The sequence below is a fragment of the Mycobacterium simiae genome, assembly GCF_010727605.1.
GTDB classification, from domain to species: Bacteria; Actinomycetota; Actinomycetes; order Mycobacteriales; family Mycobacteriaceae; genus Mycobacterium; species Mycobacterium simiae.
The window spans coordinates 179085-204592 of sequence record NZ_AP022568.1 but is presented as its reverse complement, the minus strand read 5'-3'; the positions used below and the strand labels follow the sequence as shown (position 1 = coordinate 204592).

Genomic DNA, 25508 nt, shown 5'->3' with positions numbered 1-25508 from the left:
CTGATATTCGCCGTTTGGTTCCAGGTGAGGCTCAAAGAGCGCCCGAGTCGTCGCTATACCGACTGCTTCGGGATCTCGGCGGTGGCGGCGTCATCGTGAAACTCCCTGCCCAGCAAGGCGCGGACCAGCGGACGCGATCCTTCGGGCCGCAGCATTTGACTGGCGGGCCGCGGTCGGACAACTTGCGGCCACCAGAACCAGCGTCCGAGGATGGCGGCGATCGACGGAGTCATGAACGACCGTACGACCAACGTGTCGAACAACAGGCCCAAACCGATTGTGGTGCCGACCTGGCCAATGATCCGCAGGTCGCTGGATGCCATCGATGCCATGGTGAAGGCGAATACCAAACCCGCGTTCGTGACAACCTTGCCCGTACCGCCCATGGCGCGAATGATGCCCGTATTGATACCGCCCGCGATTTCTTCTTTCATCCGGGAAACCAGCAGCAAGTTGTAGTCGGATCCGACCGCCAAGAGGACGATCACCGACATCGGCAGCACCATCCAGTACAGCTTGATTCCCAGGATGTACTGCCAAATCAGTACCGAAAGTCCGAATGATGAGCCCAGCGAAAGTGCCACCGTACCGACAATCACCAGCGCGGCAACAAAACTCCGGGTGATGATCAGCATGATGGTGAAAATGAGGCAGAGCGCCCCGATTCCGGCAATCAGCAGGTCGAATTTGGAGCCGTCCTTGAAGTCCTTAAAGGTCGACGCGGTCCCGGCGACGTAGATCTTGGCGTCTTCCAGAGGCGTCGTCTTCAGCGCCTCCTCGGCCGCCGTGCGCACCTTGTCGATGCGATCCACGCTTTCGGGCGATGCGGGATCGCCCTTGTGCGAAATGATGAATCGAGCCGCCTTGCCATCGGGTGACAAGAACTGAGTCATCGCCTTTTGGAAGTCGGGGTTTTTGAAGATTTCCGGCGGCAAATAGAAGGAGTCGTCATTCTTCGAGTTGTCGAACGCCTGACCCATCGTCGTGGCGTCCTTATTGTCGACGTCTACCTGGCCGAGGATTCCAGACATCGTACTATGCATAGTTTGCGTCGTCTTTTTGAAGAATTCCATGGTCTGGATCATCTGCGGATATTGCTCAAGCAATTGCGGCAGCAATACATCCATCTTATGGAGATCCACCAGAAGATCACCCAATTTGTCACTCAACTCATCGACGCCATCAAGCGTCTCAAAAATTGAGCGGAGCGACCAACAGATCGGGATGTCGAAGCAGTGCTTTTCCCAGTAGAAGTAGCTCTTGATCGGTCTGAGGAAGTCTTCGAAGTCTGCGAATCGGTTCCTCAACTCGTATAGAATCGTCGTCATCTCGCCGGTTTTCACAATCGAATCGTGCGTGACCTCGGTGAGTTCCGTCTGCAATTGGTAAAGGCGTTTAATCGATGCGAGTTGAACGTCCATTAAGGCAATTTGCTGAAGCATGTCGTCCATGCGCGCTTTCATGTACTTCACGTTTTGCGTTTGCGCGGCGTTCTGCATGCTGAGCATGAACGGAATCGACGTGTGCTCGATCGGTGTGCCTTCGGGTCGGGTAATTCCCTGAACTCGCGCGATACCAGGAATCTTGAAGATTCCTCGGGCGAGCCGGTGTAAGACGATGAAATCGGCGGGATTCCGCATGTCGTGATCGGATTCGATCATCAAAATTTCAGGCAGCATTCGAGCTTGTGAGAAATGCCGGTCCGCGGCGGCATAGCCAACGTTGGCGGGAATATCGTCGGGCATGTACAGCCGGTTGTTGTAACTGGTTTGGTAACCCGGCAGCGTCACCAAACCGACCAAAGCCACGGCGATCGTCGCGACCAGAATGGGTACCGGCCACCGCACAATGGCCGTGCCGATCCGGCGCCAGCGACCGAACCGGATGGCGCGGGTGGGGTCGAGCAGGCCGACGGCGCTTCCGATGGTGATGACCGCGGGCACCAGCGTCAGTGCGATGACGACCGAGACCACCATGCCCAAGGCGCAAGGCGCGCCCATAGTCTGGAAGATGGGCATCCGGGTAAAGCTCAGGCACAGCATGGCGCCGGCGATCGTCAAACCGGAACCCAGGACAACCGGCACAACGCTTTGAAAAGTGGTGTAGAACGCGGTTTCCCGATCTTCACCCGCCTGGCGCGCCTCTTGATATCGACCGAAGAAGAAGATCCCATAGTCGGTCCCGGCCGCCATCGCGAGAGCCACCAGCAGGTTTACCGCGAACGTCGACAGCGCGACAAGGCTGTGATCACCGAGAAATGCGACGATTCCCCGAGCCGCAAGTACCTCGATTCCGACAGTGATCAGCAACAGGATCACGGTGATGATCGACCGGTACACGAAGAGCAGCACCACGAAAATGATCACCGCACCCACCGCGGTCATCTTCAAAATGGATCTGTCGCCAGCCTGCTGCATGTCTGAGAACAACGCGGACGGGCCGGTGACATACGCGTTAATCCCGGGCGGTGGAGGATTCTTCGCGAGAATTCCGCGGACCGAGGCAAGCGAGTCCTGACCCAACGTCGTGCCCTGATTGCCGGCGAGGTTCAACTGGACATAGACGGCCTTACCGTCGGCGCTTTGCGCGCCCGCGGCTGTGAGTCGATCGCCCCACAAATCCTGCACGTGCTCAACGTGTTTCGTGTCCGCCCGCAACGCGCGAACCAGCTTGTCGTAATAGCGGTGCGCATCATCCCCGAGTTCGTGCTGGCTCTCGAGCACCAGCATGACAAAGCTGTCCGAATCGGACTCTTTGAAGACCTTTCCCATCCGCAGCATCGCCTGCACCGCGGGTGCGTCTTGAGGGGCAAGGGGCACCGAGTGTTCGCGTCCGACCCGTTCGAGCGAGGGAACCGCAAACGTCACCAGCAGCGTGAGCCCTACCCAGCCCAGGACAGTAAGCACCGACAGCTTGCGCAGGGCTCGCGCGAACGCGGGCCTCTCGACGACGGGCTCGGGCTGTTCGACACGGATGGGTTCTGTGGTCATGCGCCCCTCACCGCGTTTCCTTGAGCAGCAACGACCGGACTAGCGGCCGGGATCCCAGCGGCCGCAGCATTTGGCTTGCCGGCCGGGTGCGCACCTGTTGCGGCCACCAGAACCACCGTCCGAGCAGCGCCGCAACGGACGGCGTCATGAAGGCGCGCACCACCAGCGTGTCGAAGAGCAGGCCCATCCCGATCGTGGTGCCTAGTTGGGCGATGCTGCGTAGGTCGCTGACCGCCATGGACGCCATGGTGAACGCGAATACCAGGCCGGCATTCGTCACGACCTTGCCGGTACCGGCCATCGCCCGGATGATGCCGGTGTGTATGCCCGCGTGAAGTTCTTCTCTCATCCGGGAAACCAGCAGCAAGTTGTAGTCAGATCCGACCGCCAACAAGACGATCACCGACATCGATAGAACCGTCCAGTGGATTTGTAGGCCGAGCAGGTACTGCCACACCAAGATCGACATACCGAAGGATGCCCCCAGGGACAGCAGTACCGTCCCCACGATCACTAGGGCCGCGATAAAACTTCTGGTCATAATCAGCATGATGATGAAAATCAGGCAAAGAGCGGCGACGCCCGCGATCAGCAGATCGTATTTCGCTCCATCGACCAAGTCTTTGACCACCGCTGCGGTCCCCGTGAGATAGATCTTTGAGTCTTCCAGCGGAGTGCCCTTGAGCGCCTCCTCCGCGGCCGTCTTGATCGGCTCGACACGGGACAGGCCCTCCGGCGTTGCCGGGTCCCCCTTTTGCGATATCAGCATTCGGGCGTTCTTCCCGTCCGGCGACAAGAAGATCTTCATGACGCGCTTGAAAGCGTCCGAGGTTTCGATAATCCCGGGCGGCAAGTAAAAGGTGTCGTCATTCTTGGAGGTGTCGAAAGCCTGGCCCATGGCATTGGGGTTCTGGCCGCCGTTCACCTCCATCTGACCCAAGGTGCCCTGCATGGTGCTGTGCATGGTCAGCATCATCATCCGCATGCTCTGCATGGTTTCGATCATCTGCGGAATTTGCACCAATAACTGGGGCAGCAGTAAGTCGATCTTGTCGAGATCGCCTACCAGCAGGGTAAATTTATCGTTGACCTCGTCGACGCCATCCAGCGCTTCGAACACGGATCGAATCGCGTAACAGACTGGGATGTCGTAGCAATGTTTCTCCCAGAAGAAATAACTGCGCAACGGTCGCCAAAAGTCTTCAAAATCCGAAACATGGTCCCTCAACTCCGCCGTCGCCTTCTGAATTTCGTGCGTCCGGCCGACCATGTCGTGGGTTACGGCAGTGAGTTCTTTCATCAGCCCCAGCATGTGCTGCATTAAGGCGATCATCTTTGCCAGCTCTTCAGCCTGCTTGAGCATGTCCGCCATGCGGTCCTTCTGGAACGCCATGTTTGTCAGCTGAGTCGACTGCGACATGCTCATGATGTAGGGAATGCTGGTGTGCGCCAACGGAGTTCCCTCCGGGCGGGTGACGCTCTGCACCGTGGACACGCCGGGAACCGCGAGTACGCCCTTTGCAAGTTGGTTCAGCACCAACATATCCGTGGGATTGCGCAGATCATGGTCGGCTTCGACCAAGAGAATCTCGGGCATCATTGTTCGCGACTCGGGAAAATGTCGGGCAGCGGCCGCATTACCCAGGCTGGCCGGAATATCCTCGGGAATGAACTTTTGGTCGTCGTAGCTCGGGTTGTAACCCGGCAAGGTGAGTAGCCCGACGAGGGCCAGGGCGATCGTCGCGACGAGAATGGGGAAGGGCCAGCGGACGATTGCGGTACCGATTCGTCGCCAGGTCCGCACCTGAATCTTCCGCTTCGGCTCGAACAGCCCGAACCGGCTTCCGGCGGCGATGAGCGCCGGGCCGAGCGTGATTGCGACTAGGACAGCGACGGCGATGCCGACCGCATTCGGGATACCGAGCGGTTGAAAATAGGGGAGCCGGGTGAAGCTCAGACACAGAACCGCACCCGCAATTGTCAGGCCGGACGCCAGAACCACTTTCGCGACGCTGCTGAAGGTGGTGTAAAACGCGGTTTCCCGATCTTCCCCGGCTTGTCGCGCCTCTTGATACCGGCCGACGAAGAAGATCCCGTAGTCCGTACCCGTGGCGATGACCGCGGCGACCAGCAGATTGACGGCGAAGGTGGTGAGACCAATTAAGCCGTGATGGGCCAGGAAGGCCACCATGCCGCGGCCGATCTGAAGTTCCAAGCCCACCATGAACAGCAGCAGGATGACCGTAAAGATCGAGCGATAGACGAGCAGCAGCATGATGAAGATCACCGACAAGCTCGCCACCGTGACCGTGGTGACGGTCTCCTGGCCCGCCAGATTCATGTCCGCGACCGTTGCGGCGGGGCCGGTGACATAAACCTTGAGGCCCGGCGGCGTCGGGACGCTCGCGACGATTTTTCGAACGGCCGCCACGGATGCGTCGCCCGCAGATGCGCCCTGGCTGCCGCCTAGGTTCAACTGCACGTAGGCGGCCTTGCCGTCGGTGCTCTGCGCGGCGGCTGCGGTGACCGGGTCGCCCCAGAAATTCTGAATGTGTTGGACGTGCTTGGTATCGGCTTCCAGTCGACGAATCAATTCGTCGTAGTAGTTGTGCGCTTCCTGGCCGAGCGGGCGGTCGCCCTCCAGGACGATCATGGCGAGAGCACCGGAATTGGATTCCTTGAAGTCCTGGCCAAGGCGCTGCATTGCTTTGAAAGATGGCGCCTCGATCGGATTCAGCGACACCGAATGCTGTTGCTCCACAACCTCCAGTGGGGGGACGCCAATGGTCAAGAAAACGGTCAGGCCCAGCCACCCCAAGATAATGAGGACCGAGGACCGGTGGATCGCCCGCGCAATAAACGGTGGTCGCGCGGGCCGCTCGGTGCCGACGTACTCCTCGCTCATGCAGCCGTCAGCACGCAGTACGTGAAGGCGTTCACCTCGTGTGAGACCTTCTCGGACTTGACGGTGCCGTCAACGATGATGCGGCAGCCGATCGTGTCGCTGTCGCCTTGTGCGACAACGTTTCCCACGATGGATGGCAACGTGGTCGATAGGTCCATCGACCACGGCAGGGTGACTCCGTTGATGTGCTGAGGGTCGGCGTTGACGTCGAAATAACTGATGTCGGCAACTGTGCCCGGGGCCCCGAAGACCTCGTACTTCAGGTGCTTGGGATTGAACGGCTTGCTGTCCTTGATACGGGTGTCGGCATAGGACTGGCGCTTCTCGGACCCGAAGATTCCATGCAGACGCGACACCGTGAATCCGCCGGCGGCAAGCACCGCCACGATGAGCAAGGGGATCCACAGCCGCCCCAGCAGCCTGAGTGCTCCCGTCCCGACGTTTCGGCGGTTCGGGCGGGAAGGCTTCGACGGTTGCGATTCGGGCGACGGTTGGCGGCCGAACCGCCGGAGGCGCCCGGCGGGTTGGCCGGAGTCTTGGCGACCTTCGGCGACGTCGGACCGGGCCCGAACATCGTGTTCGACCACCGCACCCCCTTCAACCCGTACTGGACCTGCTCTGTCAGCCGCTCGGCGTGCATATACCGCGATCGCACCACGCCAGGCCGGCGGCAATCATCTCAAACGAGCGGCGTTCGGCGAGTGCGACCAGATCTTGATGAGTAAACCATGCCACTCGTCCCGACATCGGATCTTTGGTAACCCGATATCGGATCGTAACTCATGCCACGTGCGTAACGGCACGCTGTCAAAGTGCCTAATCCCCCAAACGAAGTAGATGTGTCCTGCATCATTGTTCGGAACAATGGTGACACATATTACATTCCAAGCCGATCGTGCGCGAACGGGCTCAACGCCCGGGCCTTCTCGAAGCTCCAGCTAACGAAGTCCGGTGAAAGTCGAGGCCGCAGAATGAAGGCGCCAACATCGGCGGCCGCGGTCCATTCGCTGCAACGTTGGGGCGGCGTTGCTGCGGTGTTCTCGGGGTGGGGTCGCCTCGGCCATGTACGCGCCCGGGTTGAGACCGGCGCCGCGGGGTTGAGATCCGGCAACTATTGAGCAACCTGACCGTAACTCATTCGTCTTCCCGCGGGTTGTACCGTACCCTGGTCAGGCAATAGACAGCCCATGCCGTCGCTGCAGGTTACTGCACTCCCAGGCGCCAACGCGCGCGCGTAGCGCCCCCGCAACCAATTGCCAAGCGGTGTCACGAGTGCTTAACAGATCACACCGGGAACTTTGTCCAAACGCCCGACCGAGCCTGTTGGCCTCCAGTATGGTTTGGAACGATCCCGCTTATATCGAGAGAACGCCTGGAGAACTGTGAGCACGAATCCGTTCGACGACGATAATGGCAGTTTTTTCGTGTTGGTCAATGAAGAGGAGCAACACAGCTTGTGGCCGACGTTCGCCGATGTTCCGCCCGGATGGAGGGTGGTTTTTGGTGAGGCTGACAGGTCGGCATGCCTGGACTACATCGAGCAGAACTGGCCCGACATCCGGCCGAAGAGCCTGCGCGATCGGCTGGCAGCGGGGCGGAGTTTTGATAAGTAAACCGCCTGGGTACTCGGACTCGGGTGGAGCCTTGGGGGACTCGCATGGAGCGTGGTGAGCGGGCACACCCGTTGACGCGAGGGCAGCTGGACATCTGGCTCTCGCAGGAAACCGGTTTCGCGGGCACGGAGTGGCAGCTCGGACTTTTGGTCTGGATCGAAGGTGCCGTCGACCGGGCTTTGCTGGAGCAGGCGATCCGCCAGGTCGTCGCGGAGGCTGAACCGGGTCGAGTGTCGTTCTTCGAAGCCGACGGGCACGTATTGCAAAAGGCCGTCGATTACCCCGATACCGAGCTTGGCTTCCACGACTTAAGAGGCGCGGACGATCCCCTGCGAAAAGCACGAGAAATGGCGTCCTCGATTCAACGGACGCCAATGCCTTTCTCGGGTCCGCTATTCAAATTCGTGCTTTTCCAGACGCAGGACGCCGAATTCTATTTGTTCGCTTGCTGCCACCACATCGCGGTCGACGGCATGGGGATGGCCCTGGTCAGCCGCCGGGTCGCCACCATCTACTCGGCACTGGTAGCCGGCGAACCCGTCCCCGACGCGTACTTCGGTTCCCTTCAGGACTTGATCGACTGCGAGGCGGGCTACGAGGCCTCCGCCGACTACCAGGACGACCTGGCCTATTGGCAGGAGCATCTTCCGTCCGAAAGCGGATTCCATTACCGCCTACCCCAGGCGACCGATGAGCGTGACCCCTATTTGACCTCCGCGTCCGTGCAGTTGGACCCGGCCGTGGTCGGCCGAATGCAACAGTTGACGAAACAGTTGCGGGTACGCCGTTATTCGGCGATCACCGCCGCGTGCGCGCTGCTGGTTCGTGGCTGGTCCGGAAACGCATCCGAGGTGGTGCTCGACTTCCCGGTCAGCCGCCGGGTAACTCCCGAGTCAAAGACGTTGCCCGCGATGCTTGCCGGCGTCGTCCCCCTGGTCTTGTCCACCTCGCCGGAGTCGACCGTGGCCGACTTCGTCGCGCACGTCGACATCCGAATTCGGGAGCTGCTGCAGCACCAGCGATTCCCGGTGCACACGCTCGAAGGTGAAGGCGCCGCCAGGGCGGACGCAAACCGCGTTGGCGTCAACTTCATCCCGTCGCGGCTGACTCTTAACCTGGCCGGCGCGCCCGCGCACGCCGGATACACCAACCACGGCCCGGTGGGCCACTTCGGCTTCTTTTTCCTGGGCGCCGGTGATCAGCTCCACCTCAGCACTGCCGGTCCCGGGCAACCATTCGCGAATTTCCCCGTCGCCGACCTGGCTGCGCGGTTGCAGGCCGTGCTGTTGGCGATGGTCGAGGACCCCGCGGCGCCGCTGTCGTCGATCGACGCACTGGAAGCCGACGACGCGGCGCGCCTCGACGAAATCGGAAACCGCGCGGTTCTGACCAAGAGGGTCAAGGCAAAACTGTCGATTCCGGCCGTATTCACCGAACGTGCACGGAGTACGCCGGACGCGGTGGCGGTGACCTTCGAGGGCCGATCCACCAGCTACCGCGAACTCGACGAAGCCGCCAACCGGTTGGCGCACCTGCTGGCCAGCGAGGGCGTCGGTCCCGGACATTGTGTGGCTCTCCAATTCACCCGTTCGGCCGACGCGATCGTCGCGATTCTGGCGGTGTTGAAGGCCGGGGCGGCATACCTGCCGATCGATCCGGCGCTGCCGACCGCGCGGACCGACTTCATGCTTGCCGACGCCACTCCGACGGCCGCGGTCACCACCGCCGACCTGGTGCCACGGCTGGACGGCAAGGATCTGGTGGTCATCGACATCGCCGATCCGCGGATTGCGGCACAGCCGAATACCGCTCTGCCCGCACCGGATCCCGACGACATCGCCCACATCATCTATACGTCCGGCACCACCGGCACCCCCAAAGGTGTTGCCGTCACGCATCACAACGTCACCCAACTGTTCGCCTGCTTCGACGCCGGGCTGCCACGCACCGGCGTGTGGTCGCAATGCCACTCCCTGTCTTTCGACTTCTCGGTGTGGGAGATCTGGGCGGCACTGCTCGGCGGCCGGCGGCTGGTCGTCGTGCCCGAGACGGTCACTCGTTCGCCGGACGACTTCCACGCACTGCTGGTTCGCGAGCACGTCAGCGTGCTCACCCAGACGCCGTCCGCGGTCGGCATGCTCTCTCCCGAAGGCCTGGAGACCGCCGCACTGGTAGTGGCTGGTGAGGCCTGCCCACCCGAGGTGGTGGACCAATGGGCGCCCGGCCGGGTCATGGTGAACGGCTACGGTCCCACCGAAACCACGGTTTGCGTGGCGATCAGTGCCCCACTCGTCGAGGGCTCGGGCGTGGTGCCGATCGGCTCGCCGGTCCCGGGTGCCGCGCTGTTTGTGCTGGACCGCTGGTTGAAGCCGGTACCACCCGGCGTGGTCGGCGAGCTGTACGTCGCCGGCGCCGGAGTGGCATGTGGATATGTGCGACGGGCCGGTCTGACGTCGTCGCGGTTCGTGGCATGCCCGTTCGGGCAGCCGGGGGAGCGGATGTACCGCACCGGAGACCTGGTCTCGTGGGGCGAGGACGGACAGCTGCTGTACCTCGGCCGCGCGGACGAACAGGTCAAAATCCGCGGCTACCGCATCGAGCTCGGCGAAGTGCAAGCAGCCCTGGCCGCGCTGGACGGCGTGAAGCAGGCTGCCGTCATCGCCCGCGAGGATCGTCCCGGTGACAAGCGTCTGGTCGGCTACATCACCGGCACGGCGGACCCGGCTGCCGCGCGTGCCGCGCTCGCCGAGCGGCTGCCCGCGTACATGGTGCCCGCCGCGGTCGTTGTGCTCGAGGCGTTGCCGCTGACGCCGAACGGAAAGCTGGACACCCGCGCCTTGCCGGCGCCGGAATACCACAACGTCGGCGGTACCTACCGCCCACCGACCACTGCCGTCGAAGAGGTGCTGGCCGGTATCTACGCCGAAATCCTGGGCCTCGAGCGGGTCGGCATCGACGATTCGTTCTTCGACCTGGGCGGTGACAGCATTCTGTCGATGCAGGTGGTGGCGCGGGCCCGCGCGGCGGGCGTGCTGCTACGCCCGCGCGACATCTTTGTCGAACAAAGCGTGGCCCGGCTGGCGCTGGTCGCCAGCGTCGCCACCGGCGAGATCGGTGCGGTCGACGAGGGCCTCGGCGAGGTGATCGCCACCCCGATCATCCGGTGGCTGCAAAGCGTCGAGGGGCCGATCGAGCAGTTCAATCAGTCGATGGTGGTGCAGGCGCCCGCCGGGGTGACCGAAGCCGATGTCGCGGTGGTGCTGCAGGCGCTGGTGAATCGGCACGCCACCTTGCGGCTGCGCATCGACGACGACGGCGCCGGCGGCTGGTCGCTGTGGGTACCCGAGGCCGAATCGGTGGACGCGGCCGCGCTGGTGCACTCCGTCGAGGTGTTGACCGACGAGGCGCTCGTCGAAGCGCGGTCGCGGCTCAACCCCGCGACCGGTGCGATGCTCAGCGCGCTGTGGGTCACCTCCACGTCGCAGTTGGCGCTGATCATCCACCACCTCGCCGTCGACGGCGTTTCGTGGCGAATCCTGTTGGAAGACCTCAACATTGCATGGGCCCAACACCACAGCGGGCAAGAAGTCGAGTTGCCGGCCCCGGGCACCTCGTTTGCCAGGTGGTCGGCCCTGCTCGACGAGCACGCCCGATCCGAGACCGTCGTCGCCCAGGCCGACGCGTGGCGGCAGGTGGCGTCCGTACCGGCTCCGTTACCCGCCGTCCAACCCGCCTCGGACACCCATGCCACCGCCGGACGCCTGTCGGTGGACCTGGACGCCGAGACCACCCGCCAGCTTTTGGGTGCGGTGCCGGCGGCGTTTCACGCTGGGGTGCAAGACATTCTGTTGATCGCGTTCGGGTTGGCCTGGGCCGAATTCTTGGGGAACTCGGGCACACCGCTCGGTATCGATGTCGAGGGACACGGCCGCCACGAAGAGTTGAACCCGTACGTCGACTTGTCGCGCACGGTCGGTTGGTTCACCACCAAGTACCCGGTGGCGCTGACCGTCGGTGGATTGGCGTGGACCCGCGTGGTCGCCGGCGACCAGGCCCTCGGCCCGGTGATCAAGGACGCCAAGGAGCAGCTGCGCGCCCGCCCGGACGGCCTGACCTACGGGCTGCTGCGGTACCTGAATCCCGATGTCGCCCTTGACGACTCCGACCCGGTCATCGGGTTCAACTACCTGGGCCGGATGGGCGCCTCGGCAGCCGAGCTGTCCGACGACCTATGGCGGGTCAGCCAGGAAAGTCTGGAGCTGGCGGCCGCGGCCGCGGCGATTCCGATGCCGTTGGCACACACCGTGGAGCTCAACGCCGGCACCGTCGACAGTGACGCCGGCCCGCACCTGCACGCCAGCTGGACATGGGCGCCATCGGCGCTCGACGAGACCCAGATCGCCCGGCTCAGCCAACTGTGGTTCGACGCCTTGACCGGCATTTGTGCACACGTGCGCGCCGGTGGCGGCGGATTGACGCCGTCGGACGTCGCGCCGGCGCTGTTGAGCCAGCAGCAGATCGACGAATTGGCGCAGCGGGTCCGCGTCGCCGACGTGCTGCCGCTGACTCCGGTGCAGCAAGGCCTGCTGTTCCACAGCGCCCTCGCGGAGGGGTCGGGCGACGATCTGTACGCGGTGCAGCTGGGCATCACCGTGACCGGCCCCCTCGACCACAAGCGGCTGCGCGACGCGGTGCAGACCGTGGTCAACCGCCACCCCAACCTGGCGGCGTCGTTCTCCCAAGAATTCGACGAGCCGATCCAGATCATCCCGGCCGATCCGGTAATGGCGTGGCAATACGCCGAGATCACCGGCGCCGACGCCGATGTCGAGCAGCAGGTCCAACGGCTGTGCGCGGCCGAACGCGCCGCCGTCTGCGATATCGCCGACCAGCCGGCGTTCCGGGTCGCTTTGATCCGCACCGGCGACAACCGGCATCGCTTCGTGCTGACCATCCACCACATCGTGATCGACGGTTGGTCGCTGCCGATTCTGCTGCAGGAGATCTTCTCGCTCTACTACGGCCAGCGGTTGTCCGCGCCCCCGTCGTATCGGAGCTTCGTCACCTGGTTGGCAGCGCAGGATCGCGACGCCGCCCAAGCCGCGTGGGCCGACGTGCTGGCCGGCTTCGACACACCCACGCTGGTCAGCCCACCGGGGCAGGCCTCCGTGACGGGCCCAGAGCGGGGCGTCGAGTCGTATCGGGTGGCCGCCGACACCACCCAGGCCCTCACCGAGCTGGCGCGCGCCCACCACACCACCGTCAGCAACGTGCTGCAGGCCGCGTGGGCGCAAGTGCTGATGTGGCTGACCGGCCAGCAGGACATCGCGTTCGGCACCGCGGTGTCGGGCCGTCCCAGCGAGTTGCCTGGCGCGGAATCACTGGTGGGACTGCTGATCAACACGATTCCGGTGCGCGCCACCGCCACCGCGACAACCACAGTCGCCGACCTGATGGCGCAGCTGCAGCGGGTCCACAACGACACCCTCGAGTACGAGCATCTGGCCCTGCGCGATATCCACCGCGTCACCGGTCACGACCAGCTGTTCGACACGTTGTTCCTCTACGAGAACTACCCGGTTGACACCGGCTCGCTGCTCGGCGTGCACGAGCTGGCGATCACCGATTTCAGCAGTCGCGAGTTCAACCACTACCCCCTGTCGGTGGTGGTGACGCCGGGCCACGAACTGAGCCTGCGCGTGGAATTCGACACCCAGGTCTTCGACGTGGCCACCGTCAACACGCTGATCGAGCGGTTGCGGCGGGTGTTGGTCACCATGACCACCGACCCCACCCAGCCGGTCTCGTCGATCGATCTGCTTGACGCCGAAGAGCATTCGCGGCTGCAGGAGTGGGGAAACCAGGCGGTGCTGAGTCAGCTCGCGGCTGCCGCGATGTCGATTCCCGAGCAGTTCGCCGCCCAGGTTGCGCGCGCACCGGAGGCGGTGGCGCTCAACTACGGCAACGAGACTTGGACCTACCGCGAACTCGACGAGGCCGCAAACCGGTTGGCACACTTACTGTCCGATCTCGGAGCCGGCCCGGGCGAGCGAGTCGCCGTGCTGCTCAACCGATCCGCCCAGGCGGTCGTCTCGCTGCTGGCGGTGTTGAAGACGGGTGCGGCCTATCTGCCAATGGATCCCGCACACCCGACGGCCCGGATGGAGTTCATGCTCTCCGACTCCGCGCCGATCGCCGCACTGACCACCGCGGACCTGCGGCCCCGGCTCGAGGGCGTCGACCTCAAGGTCGTCGACATCGACGACCCGGCGGTCAAGGCCGCGCCCCACACGGGCTTGCCGACGCCGGCGGCCGACAACATCGCGTACATCATCTACACCTCCGGCACCACCGGAAAGCCCAAGGGCGTGGCCGTCACTCACCGCAATGTCATCCAGTTGCTGGAGTCGCTCGACGCCGAAATGGAGCTGGGCCAAGTGTGGACGCAGTGCCACTCCCTGGCCTTCGACTACTCCGTCTGGGAGATCTGGGGTGCGCTGCTGCACGGTGGCCGGGTGGTCGTGGTGCCCGACGCCGTGGTCCGCTCGCCCGAAGACCTGCACGCCTTGTTGGTCAGCGAGCAAGTCAGCGTGTTGAGTCAGACACCGTCGGCGTTCTACGCGCTGCAAGCCGCCGACGCCCTGCAACCGGAGCTGGGCCAACAGCTGAAGCTGCAGACTGTGGTGTTCGGTGGCGAAGCGCTTGAGCCGCAACGCCTTCAGCCGTGGTTGCACAACCACCCCGGCCTGCCGCGGATGATCAACATGTACGGCATTACCGAGACCACCGTGCACGCCTCGTTCCGCGAGATAGTCGACTCCGACGTCTACAGCAACAGCAGCCCCATCGGTGTGCCGTTGGCGCACTTGGCATTCTTCGTTCTGGACGGCTGGCTGCGGCCGGTGGCGCCCGGGGTGGTCGGCGAGTTGTACGTTGCCGGCGCCGGAGTGGCCAGCGGTTACGTCGGCCGGCCGGATCTGACGACGACACGTTTCGTCGCCTGCCCGTTCGGTGCGCCGGGATCGCGGATGTATCGCACCGGCGACCTGGTCTCCTGGGGCGCTGACGGGCAACTGCGTTACCTGGGGCGTGCCGACAAGCAGGTCAAGATCCGCGGCTACCGCATCGAGCTCGGTGAGATTCAGGCCGCGCTCGCCGCCGTCGACGGGGTAGGCCAGGCGGCGGTGATCGCCCGCGAGGACCGTCCGGGCGACAAGCGGCTGGTCGGTTACGTCACCGGGACCGCGGACCCGAACGAGATTCGCAGCCAGCTGGCCGAGCGGCTCCCGACGTACATGGTGCCGGTCGCGGTGGTGGTGCTGGACGCGCTTCCGTTGACCGTCAACGGCAAGCTCGACACCCGGGCGCTGCCCGCGCCGGAGTACCAGGATGTGGACAGCTACCGCGCGCCCAGCGACGCGATCGAAGAGGTTCTGGCCGGCATCTACGCCCAGGTGCTCGGGGTCGAGCGGGTTGGTGTCGACGACTCGTTCTTCGACCTGGGCGGCGACAGCATTTTGTCGATGCAGGTAGTGGCCCGGGCCCGTGCGGCCGGCGTGGTGTGCCGCCCTCGAGACATCTTCGTCGAGCAGACCGTCGCCCGACTCGGCCGAGTCGCCACACTGGCCGCCGACGGTGACGGCGCCGTCGACGAAGGCCTCGGTGAGGTGGTCGCCACACCGATCATTCACTGGCTCAAGGAAACTCAGGGACCCGTCGATCAGTTCAACCAAACCATGGTGGTCCAGGCGCCCACCGGAGCCACCGAAGCCGACGCGAAAGTCGTGCTGCAGGCATTGGTGGACCGACACGCGATGCTGCGGCTGCGGGTCGACGACGACGGCGCCGGCGGGTGGGTGTTGTCGGTGCCCGACGTTGGCTCCGTCGATGCGGCCAGCCTGCTGTGGACGGCCGACGAGTTGTCCGACGACGTTCTGGTGGCGGCGCGGTCCCGGCTGAACCCGGGCGCCGGAGTCATGCTCAGCGCGTTGTGGGTCAACTCGTCCTCGCAGCTGGTGCTGATCGTCCACCACCTGGCCGTCGATGGCGTGTCGTGGCGAATCCTGTTGGAAGACCTCAACATTGGCTGGGCTCAGCATCACAGCGGGCAAGAGGTGACGTTGCCGGTGCCCGGTACGTCGTTTGCCCGGTGGTCGGCGTTGCTCGATGCGCACGCCCGGCTGCCCGAGGTCGTCGCGCAGGCCGAGGCGTGGCGGCAGCTGGCCGCGGTGCCCGCGGCGCTGCCGGCCGCGCGGCCCGCCGAGGACACCTTCGCCACCGCGGGGCAACTGTCCGTCGGCCTCGACGTCGACACCACCCGCCAGCTGCTGGGCGAGGTGCCGGCGGCGTTCCATGCCGGCGTGCAGGACATCCTGCTGATCGCGTTCGGCTTGGCCTTCGCGGAGTTCCTCGGCACCGGCGGCACGCCGGTCGGCATCGACGTCGAGGGTCACGGCCGGCACGAGGAATTGGCCCCCGACGTGGACCTGTCGCGCACGGTTGGGTGGTTCACCACCAAATACCCGGTCGCGCTGACCGTCGGCAAGCTGGACTGGTCACAGGTGGCGGCCGGTGACGCCGCGCTGGGTACGGTGATCAAGGAGGCCAAGGAACAGCTGCGCGCACTGCCCGACACGCTGACCTACGGCCTGCTGAGATACCTGAATCCCGATGTCGCCCTAGAGGATTCCGATCCGGTGATCGGGTTCAACTACCTGGGACGGCTGGGCGCGGGTGTCGGCGACCTCACCGATGACCTGTGGCGAATCTCCCAGGACGACCTGCCGGCCGTGGCGGCAGCGACGGCCGTCGCGATGCCGCTCGCGCACACCCTGGAACTCAACGCCGGGACGCTGGACAGCGAGGACGGCCCGCAGCTGCAGGCCAACTGGACGTGGGCATCGTCGGCACTCGACCAAGCCCAGGTCGATCGTTTGAGCCGGCTGTGGTTCGACGCGTTGTCGGGAATCTGCGCGCATGTGCGCGCCGGCGGGGGCGGCTTGACGCCGTCCGACCTGGCACCAGCGCGGATGACCCAACAGCAGATCGACGAACTGCAGCAGCGCGGCCCGGTCGCCGACGTGCTGCCGCTGACCCCGCTGCAGCAGGGCCTGTTCTTCCACGCCAGCACCGCCGAGGACCTCGGTGTCGGCGGTGACGACCTGTACGCCGTGCAGCTCGACGTCAGCATCACCGGCGCCGTCGACCCCCACCGGTTGCGCGCTGCGGTGCACACCGTGGTGACCCGGCACCCACACCTGGTGGCCAGATTCACCGGCGAGTTCGACGAGCCGTTGCAGGTTCTGCCTGCCGAACCTGAATTGGATTGGCAGTACGTCGAATTAGGTGACGGTGACGTCGACGGTCGGATCGAGCAACTCTCGGCCGACGAACGTACCGCGGTGGGCGACCTGGTCAACCAGGCGGCCTTCCGGGCGGCGTTGCTCCGCACCGGCGACGACCAGTACCGGTTCATACTCACCAATCACCACATCGTCTTGGACGGCTGGTCGAAACCGCTTCTGCTGCAGGAGATTTTCGCCAGCTACTACGGGGCCAAGCTGCCCGCGCCGGTGCCGTACCGCCGGTTCGTGTCCTGGCTGGCCGGCCAGGACCGCGGCGCCGCCCGGGCGGCGTGGCGCGAGGTGTTCGACGGCTTCGACACCCCGACGCTGGTCGGCCCACCGCAACGGATGGGGTTGGGACCGCGCGGGGTAGCAGAGTTCCAAGTCTCCGCCGAGACCACGCAGGCACTCAGCGAGCTCGCCCGGTCCTGCCGCACCACGGTCAGCACCGTGCTGCAGGCGGCGTGGGCGCAGCTGCTGATGCGGATGACCGGTCAGCCCGATGTCGCCTTCGGCACCGCGGTGTCCGGGCGGCCGACCGATCTGCCGGGCGCGGAATCGATTGTGGGCCTGATGATTAACACCGTGCCGATTCGGGCTAACATCACCGCGGCCACCACGGTCGGCGACCTGCTGGACCAGCTGCAGAAGTCTTACACCGAGACCCTCGAACACCAATATTTGGGGTTGAACGAAATTCACCGAATCACCGGGCATGACCAGTTGTTTGACACGATGTTCGTCTACGAGAACTACCCGATCGACACCGCGGCGCTTTCGGGCGTCCAGGACATGACGATCACGAAGTTCACGAACCGTGAATTCAACCACTATCCTCTGTCGGTCCAGGCCGTCCCAGGCCACGAGCTGGTGCTGCGCGTCGAATACGACACCGATGTCTTCGACAAGGCAAGCATCGAAACGTTGGTCGAGCGATTGCGGCGGGTGCTGGTGGCCATGACCGACGATGCAGGGGATGAGTAATGGCCGACCCAAAACGGCGGCTCTTATCGATTGACCTACTCGACGGGGGAGAGGTCGCGCGGTTAGACGAGTGGGGTAACCGCGCCGTACTGACCAAGCCGTGGGCCGGCGCGACGATTGCGGAACTTTTTGCCGTACAAGTCGCCAACGTCCCCGACGAGGTGGCGCTGGTCTTCGGCGACCGGTCGTGGACTTATCGCGAGGTCGACGCCACGGCGGAGCGCCTGGCACGGGTGCTCACCGGCCACGGAGCGGGCCCGGGTCAAACTGTCGCGCTGCTGTTCCCGCGCTCCGCCGAAGCGATCGTGGCGATGGTCGCCGTACTCAAGGCCGGGGCGGCGTATCTGCCGATCGATCCGGCGCTGCCGGATGCCCGTGTGGAGTTCATGCTCGGCGATGCAGCGCCGGTCGCCGCGCTGACCACCGCCGCCCTGCGGTCCCGGCTGGACGGCGCCGACCTGGTCGTCGTCGACTTCGACGACCCGGGTGCCGAGCCCGACGTCGAACTGTCCGCGCCCGCGCCGGCAGATCTGGCGTACATGATCTACACCTCGGGAACGACTGGCGTGCCCAAAGGCGTTGCGATCACCCATCGCAACGCGACGTCGTTGCTCGAGAAGCTGCACTCGACCGTCCCGCCGGGTCCCGGGCAGGTGTGGTCGCAATGGCACTCCTACAGCTTCGACGTCTCGGTGTGGGAGATCTTCGGCGCCTTGCTGCACGGCGGCCGATTGGTGATCGTCCCCGAGGCGGTGGCCAGCTCACCGGAGGATCTGCACGCGCTGCTGATCTCCGAGAAGGTCAGCGTCTTGTGCCAAACCCCTTCTGCCGCAGCGATGTTGTCATCGGACGGCCTGGAGTCCACGGTGCTGTTCGTCGCCGGAGAAGCGTTGCCGTCCGAAGTAGTGGACCGGTGGGCACCGGGGAGCACCATCGTCAACGCCTACGGCCCGACCGAGGGCACCATCTACGCGGCGATGAGCGCGGCCTTGGCCCCGGAGGCGGGCGCGCCGATTGGGTCGCCGGTGCCGGGCGCGGCGCTGTTCGTGCTCGACAAATGGCTGCGGCCGGCGCCCGAAGGCGTCACCGGCGAGTTATACATCGCCGGGCGCGGAGTGGCGTGTGGCTATGTGCGCCGGGGGCCGCTGAGCGCGTCGCGGTTCGTGGCGTGTCCGTTCGGTGCTCCAGGGGATCGGATGTATCGCACCGGGGACCTGGTGCGGTGGGGTGCCGACGGGCAGCTGCAGTACCTGGGCCGCGCCGACGAGCAGGTCAAGATCCGCGGTTACCGCATCGAATTGGGTGAAGTCCAAGCGGCGTTGGCCGCACTCGACGGCGTGCGGGCCGCGGCCGTGATCGCCCGCGAGGACCGACCGGGCGACAAGCGGCTGGTCGGTTACGTCACCGTCACCGGCGATGTCGACACCGCGCAGATGCGCAGCGCACTCGCCGAGCGGTTGCCGACCTACATGGTTCCCTCGGCGGTCGTCGTGCTCGACACGCTGCCGCTGACCGTCAACGGCAAACTCGACAAACGCGCCCTGCCCGCACCCGAATACCGCAGCACCGGCAGCGGCTACCGGGCGCCGTCGGACGCGGTCGAAGAGATCCTGGCCGGGATCTACGCCCAGGTGCTCGGGGTCGACCGGGTCGGCGTCGACGACTCCTTCTTCGACCTGGGCGGGGACAGCATCCTGTCCATGCAGGTGGCCGCCCGCGCCCGCGCGGCCGGCGTAATGTGCCGTCCGCGTGACATTTTCGTCGAGCAGACGGTGGCCCGACTGGCCCGGGTGGCGCAGCTGACCGACGGTGCCGACGGCGTCATCGACGAGGGCATCGGGCCGGTCGTAGCCACCCCGATCATGCGCTGGCTACAGGGCGTCGTCGGACCCGTGGAGCAGTTCAACCAGACGATGGTCGTGCAGGCGCCCGACGGCGTCACCGAGGCCGACGTCGCGGCGGTGCTGCAAGCACTGGTCGACCGGCATGCAACCCTGCGGCTGCGCGTCGAGGACGACGACGCCGGCGAATGGTCGTTGCAGGTCCCCGAAGTCGGGACGGTGGACGCGACCGAGCTTTTGCAGTCGGTTGAGGTACTGACCGACGAGGCGCTCGTCGAGGCGCGGTCCCGCCTGAACCCCGCCGCGGGAATCATGTTGAGCGCGTTGTGGGTCAACTCGTCCTCGCAGCTGGTGCTGATCATTCACCACCTGGCCGTTGACGGCGTGTCATGGCGAATCCTGTTGGAAGACCTCAACATTGGCTGGGCCCAGCACCACAGCGGCCAGCAGGTCGCGTTGCCGCCGGGCGGAACGTCGTTCGCGCGGTGGTCGTCACTGCTCGAAGAACACGCGCAGCGCCCGGCGGTAATCGAGCAGGCTGAAGCGTGGCGCCGAGTGACAGCCGTGCCAGCCGCGCTGCCCGCGGTGCGGCCCGAGGTGGACACCTACGTCACCGCCGAGCAACTCTCGGCGGAGCTCGACGTCGAGACCACCCGCCTGCTGCTGGGTGAGGTGCCAGCAGCGTTTCACGCTGGCGTGCAAGACATTCTGCTGATCGCGTTCGGGTTGGCCTGGGCGGAGTTCTTGGGCACCGGCGGTGCACCCATCGGCATCGGCGTCGAAGGCCACGGCCGGCACGAGGAGCTGGCGCGGGGCGTCGATCTGTCCCGCACGGTCGGCTGGTTCACCACCAAATACCCGGTGTCGCTGTCCGTCGGCAGCCTGAGCTGGTCGCAGGTGGCCGCCGGTGAGGCGGCGCTGGGGCCGGTCGTCAAAGACGCCAAGGAGCAGCTGCGTTCGCTGCCCGATCCGCTGACCTACGGGCTGCTGCGTTATCTGAACGACGATGTCGACCTGCACGGCACCGACCCGGTGATCGGGTTCAACTATCTGGGCCGGCTCGGCGCCGGCACCGCCGCCGAACTTTCCGGCGATCTGTGGCGGATCTCCCAAGAAGGCCTGGCGGTGGCCGGCGCGGCCACCGCGGTGCCGCTGCCGCTCATGCACACCGTCGACCTCAACGCCGGCACCATGGACACCGAGGCCGGCCCGCACCTGCATGCCAGCTGGACGTGGGCGCCGTCGGCGCTGGACCGCGAGCAGATCAGCCGGCTCAGTCGGCTGTGGTTCGAGGCCCTTACCGGTATCTGCACGCACGTGCGCAACGGTGGTGGAGGTTTGACCCCGTCAGACCTGTTGCCCGCCCGGCTGACCCAGCAGCAGCTCGACCAACTCGACCAGCAGTACCACCTGGCCGACGTCTTGCCGCTGACCCCGGTGCAGCAGGGTCTGCTGTTCCATGCCAGCGTCGCCCAGGGCGGCACCGACAACGGCGACGACGTCTACGCGGTGCAGCTCGGGATCACCGTGGCCGGCGCGCTGGACCCGCCCCGGCTGCGCGAGGCGGTGCAGGCGGTGGTCAACCGGCACCCCAACTTGGCGGCCCGTTTCTGCGCCCAGTTCGACGAGCCCGTGCAAGTCATTCCCGCCGAGCCGGTGATGGCCTGGCGGTACGTCCAACTCGACGGCGACGAACGCGACCACGACGAGCAGATCGAGCGGCTCTGCGCTGAGGAACGCGACGCGGTCAGCGACCTGGCCGCACGGCCGGCCTTCCGGGCGGCCCTGATCCGCTTCGGCGAGAACCGGCACCGGTTCGTGCTGACCAACCACCACATCGTGATGGACGGGTGGTCGCTGCCGATCCTGTTGCGGGAGATCTTCGCCAGCTACTACGGGGAACGGCTGCCCGCGCCCGCGCAGTACCGCAGCATTCTGACCTGGCTTGCCGCCCAGGACCGCGGCGCCGCCCAGACGGCATGGCGCGAGATGTTCGACGGGTTTGACGACCCGACCCTGGTCGGACCCGCCACCCGGATGGGGCTCGGACGCCGTCGCGTCGACTCCTATCGCGTCTCGGTGGAGACCACCCGCGAGCTGAGCACGCTGGCCCGCTCCTGCCACACCACCGTCAACACCGTGCTGCAGGCCGCCTGGGCACAGTTGCTGATGTGGCTGACCGGGCAGCGCGACGTCGCCTTCGGCACCGCCGTCTCCGGGCGTCCGGCTGAGGTGGTGGGCTCGGAATCGATTGTGGGACTACTGATCAACACCGTGCCGGTGCGGGCGAACACCACCGTGGGCACCACCGTCCGCGACCTGCTCGAGCAGCTGCAAAACGCGCACAACAACCGGCTCGAACACGAACACCTGGGGCTGAGCGACATTCACCGCGCCACCGGCCACGACCAACTGTTCGACACCCTGTTCCTCTACGAGAATTATCCGATCGACACCAACGTGCCGATGGGCGTCCACGAGCTGGCCATCACCGACGTCACCAACCGCGAATACAACCACTACCCGCTGTCCGTCATGGCCCTGCCGGGCCACGAATTGGGTATTCGCGTCGAGTACGACACCGACGTGTTCGACCCGGCCAGCATCGAGACGCTGGTCGAGCGTTTCCAGCGGGTGCTGGTCGCCATGACCGCCGACCCGGACCAGCGGCTGTCGTCGATGGATGTGCTCGACGCCGGCGAGCACGCGCGCCTAGACGAGTGGGGCAACCGTGCGGTGCTGACCCAGCCCGCGACCGGTACGACGATCCCGGGGATGTTCGCCGCCCAGGTCGCGCGCACCCCGGACGGCGTCGCCCTGGTGGATGGGAACCGATCCTGGACCTACCGCGAACTCGACGAAGCCGCCGACCGGCTGGCCCGGGTCCTGGTCGGACACGGCGCCGGCCCGGGCGAGTGCGTGGCACTACTGTTCAACCGTTCGGCCGAGGCCATCGTGGCGATGGTGGCCGTGCTCAAGGCCGGCGCGGCCTATCTGCCCATCGACCCGGCAATGCCCGACGCGCGACTGGAGTTCATGCTCGACGACGCCACCCCGGTCGCCGCAATGACCAACGCGACGATGCGGTCCCGGTTCGACGGGGCCGAGCTGGCCGTCATCGACGTCGACGACCCCGACCTGCCCGACCCCGCGGACGTCACCCTGCCGGTGGCGGCAGCCGAGGACCTGGCGTACATGATCTACACCTCGGGAACGACCGGGGTGCCCAAAGGTGTTGCGATCACTCACCACAACGCGACGTCGCTGTTGGAATCGCCCGATCCCAACGCGCCTACCGGTCCGGAACAGGTGTGGTCGCAATGGCATTCGTACAGCTTCGACGTGTCGGTGTGGGAAATCTTCAGCGCCCTACTGCACGGCTCGCGGCTGGTCGTGGTGCCCGAGTCGGCGGCGGCCTCCGCACACGAACTGCGTGACCTGCTGATCGCCGAACAGGTGACCGTGGTGGGCCAAACCCCATCGGCGCTGGCGATGATGCCGCCGGAAGGACTCGAGTCGGTCACCCTGGTGATGGCGGGCGAGGCCAGCCCGAACGAATTGGTGGACCGTTGGGCGCCCGGACGGGTGATGATCAACGCCTACGGCCCGACCGAGGCCACCATCTACGCCGCGATCAGCGCCCCGATGACGGCCGGCGGCGGCGCCCCGATCGGTGTTCCGGTGCCCGGTGCGGCGTTGTTCGTGCTCGACAAGTGGCTGCGGCCGGCGCCGGAGGGCGTGGTCGGCGAGTTGTACATCGCCGGCCGCGGTATCGCGGTCGGCTACATGCGCCGGCCCGGGCTGAGCGCGTCGCGGTTCGTGGCGTGTCCGTTCGGTGCTCCAGGGGATCGGATGTATCGCACCGGGGACCTGGTGCGGTGGGGTGCCGACGGGCAGCTGCAGTACCTGGGCCGCGCCGACGAGCAGGTCAAGATCCGCGGTTACCGCATCGAATTGGGTGAAGTCCAAGCGGCGTTGGCCGCACTCGACGGCGTGCAGGCCGCGGCCGTGATCGCACGCGAGGACCGACCGGGCGACAAGCGGCTGGTCGGTTACGTCACCGTCACCGGCGACGTCGATCCCGCCCAGCTGCGCAGCGCCCTGGGCGAGGGCCTGCCGCCCTACATGGTCCCGTCGGCGATCGTCGTGCTCGACACGCTGCCCCGAACGGTCAACGGCAAACTCGACAAACGCGCCCTGCCGGCACCCGAATACCAGAATGCCGTCCGCTACACCCCGCCGGAGACCCCCACCGAGGAGATCGTGGCCGGCATCTACGGCCAGGTGCTGGGGCTGGAGCGGGTCGGGGTGGAGAACTCCTTCTTCGACCTGGGCGGAGACTCGCTCTCGGCGATGCGGGTGGTCGCCGCGATCAACACCGCCTTCGACTCCAACCTGTCGGTGCGCACGCTGTTCGAGGCGCCGTCGGTGCGCAGCGTGAGCCATCGGCTGGATCACGACACCGACGCGGACGACGCCGACTCACACGGACCCAGCTACGCGTTCGTGCACGGCCGCGACACGACCGGACTCCGCGCCAGCGACCTCACGCTGGACAAGTTCATCGACGACACGACGCTGAACACAGCGCCGACGTTGCCGGGGCCAAGCGCCGAGGCGCGCACCGTGTTGCTGACCGGGGCGACCGGCTTCTTGGGTCGTTACCTGGCTTTGGAGTGGCTCAAGCAACTCAAACGTGTCGACGGCAAGCTGATCTGCCTGGTGCGCGCCGGTTCCGATGAAGAGGCCTGGCGGCGTCTGGAGAAAACCTTCGACTCCGGTGACCCGCAACTGGTGGAGCATTTCCACCAGTTGGCAGCCGACCACCTCGAGGTTGTCGCCGGCGACAAGGGCGAGGCCCACCTGGGCCTCGACGAGCCGACCTGGCAGCGGCTGGCCGGGTCCGTCGATTTGATCGTCGACTCCGCCGCAGTGGTCAACGGTGTGCTGCCTTACCGAGAACTGTTCGGCCCCAACGTCGTTGGTACCGCAGAGCTGATCAAGTTCGCGCTGACCACCAGGATCAAGCCGTACGCCTACGTGTCGACGTCGGACCTCGGTCGGCAGATCGACCCGTCGCTGTTCACCGAGGACGCCGACATCCGGGTCATCAGCCCCACCCGTGTCCTCGACGGCAGCTACGCCAACGGCTACGGCAACAGCAAGTGGGCCGGCGAGGTGCTGCTGCGGGAGGCCAACGAGCAGTTCGGGCTTCCGGTTTCGGTATTCCGCAGCGACATGATCCTGTCCGACACCAGCTACGCGGGTCAGTTCAACGTGACCGACGTGGTCACCCGGATGATCCTGAGCCTGGTGGCCACCGGTGTCGCGCCCGGTTCGTTCTATCAGCGTGACGCCAACGGCAACCGGCAACGCGCCCACTTCGACGGGCTACCGGTCGAATTCGTCGCCGAGGCGATCGCCACGCTGGGCGCTCAAGTGGTCGACGGCTTCGAGACCTACCACGTGATGAACCCACACGACGACGGCATCGGGATCGACACTTACGTCGACTGGCTGATCGAGGCCGGCTATCCGATTCAGCGCATCGACGACTTCGGCGAGTGGGTGCGACAATTCGAGGCCAAGCTTCGGGCTCTGCCGGATCGGCAGCGGCAGCACTCGGTATTGCAGATGCTGCAGCTGCTGTTGCACAACCCGGACCAGATCCAGCCGCTGGAGCCGACGCGTGGGTCGTTCGCGCCCACCGACCGGTTCCGGGCTGCGGTGCAGGAAGCCAAGATTGGGCCGGACAACGACATCCCGCACATCACGGCACCGGTCATCATCAAGTACGTCACCGATCTGCAACTGGTGGGACTGCTCTAACC

Annotated in this window: 6 protein-coding genes; 3 read left to right on the top strand and 3 right to left on the bottom strand. The window is 65.5% G+C overall.

The window, feature by feature from the left end; translation table 11 throughout:
• Positions 1-53: 53 nt before the first annotated feature.
• The 3 genes from G6N33_RS00770 to G6N33_RS00760 are packed head-to-tail and all read right to left on the bottom strand — an operon-like array spanning position 54 to position 6311.
• Positions 54-2990 carry an MMPL/RND family transporter gene (locus G6N33_RS00770; RefSeq protein ID WP_044511492.1) on the bottom strand — a complete coding sequence of 979 codons (2937 nt, stop codon included), beginning with the start codon at positions 2988-2990 and terminating at the stop codon, positions 54-56.
• A 7-nt stretch (positions 2991-2997) separates the two neighbouring features.
• Entirely contained in the window at positions 2998-5895 is a 2898-nt protein-coding gene (locus G6N33_RS00765) for an MMPL/RND family transporter (protein ID WP_044511496.1), read from the bottom strand.
• A complete protein-coding gene (locus G6N33_RS00760; RefSeq protein ID WP_044513313.1) occupies positions 5892-6311 on the bottom strand; it encodes an MmpS family protein in 420 nt (139 codons plus the stop codon). Before G6N33_RS00760 ends, G6N33_RS00765 begins: the two co-directional genes overlap by 4 nt.
• 966 nt (positions 6312-7277) lie before the next feature.
• On the opposite strand from G6N33_RS00760, the gene G6N33_RS00755 reads away from it, so the two are divergent.
• The 3 genes from G6N33_RS00755 to G6N33_RS00745 are packed head-to-tail and all read left to right on the top strand — an operon-like array spanning position 7278 to position 25506.
• Positions 7278-7508, top strand: coding sequence for an MbtH family protein (locus G6N33_RS00755; RefSeq protein WP_044511497.1), 231 nt, complete (start codon positions 7278-7280; stop codon positions 7506-7508).
• Positions 7509-7552: 44 nt separating this feature from the next.
• Positions 7553-17836, top strand: a complete 10284-nt coding sequence (locus G6N33_RS00750) for a non-ribosomal peptide synthetase (protein ID WP_101528853.1) — start codon at positions 7553-7555, stop codon at positions 17834-17836.
• A complete protein-coding gene (locus G6N33_RS00745) occupies positions 17836-25506 on the top strand; it encodes a non-ribosomal peptide synthetase (protein WP_101528854.1) in 7671 nt (2556 codons plus the stop codon). Before G6N33_RS00750 ends, G6N33_RS00745 begins: the two co-directional genes overlap by 1 nt.
• Positions 25507-25508 lie beyond the last annotated feature (2 nt).

What these genes read in the sequence shown, in the direction of transcription:
- G6N33_RS00770 (WP_044511492.1), bottom strand. Translation starts at nt 2,990, where the DNA reads ATGACCACAGAACCCATCCGTGTCGAACAGCCCGAGCCCGTCGTCGAG.
- G6N33_RS00765 (WP_044511496.1), bottom strand. Translation starts at nt 5,895, where the DNA reads ATGAGCGAGGAGTACGTCGGCACCGAGCGGCCCGCGCGACCACCGTTT.
- G6N33_RS00750 (WP_101528853.1), top strand. Translation starts at nt 7,553, where the DNA reads ATGGAGCGTGGTGAGCGGGCACACCCGTTGACGCGAGGGCAGCTGGAC.
- G6N33_RS00745 (WP_101528854.1), top strand. Translation starts at nt 17,836, where the DNA reads ATGGCCGACCCAAAACGGCGGCTCTTATCGATTGACCTACTCGACGGG.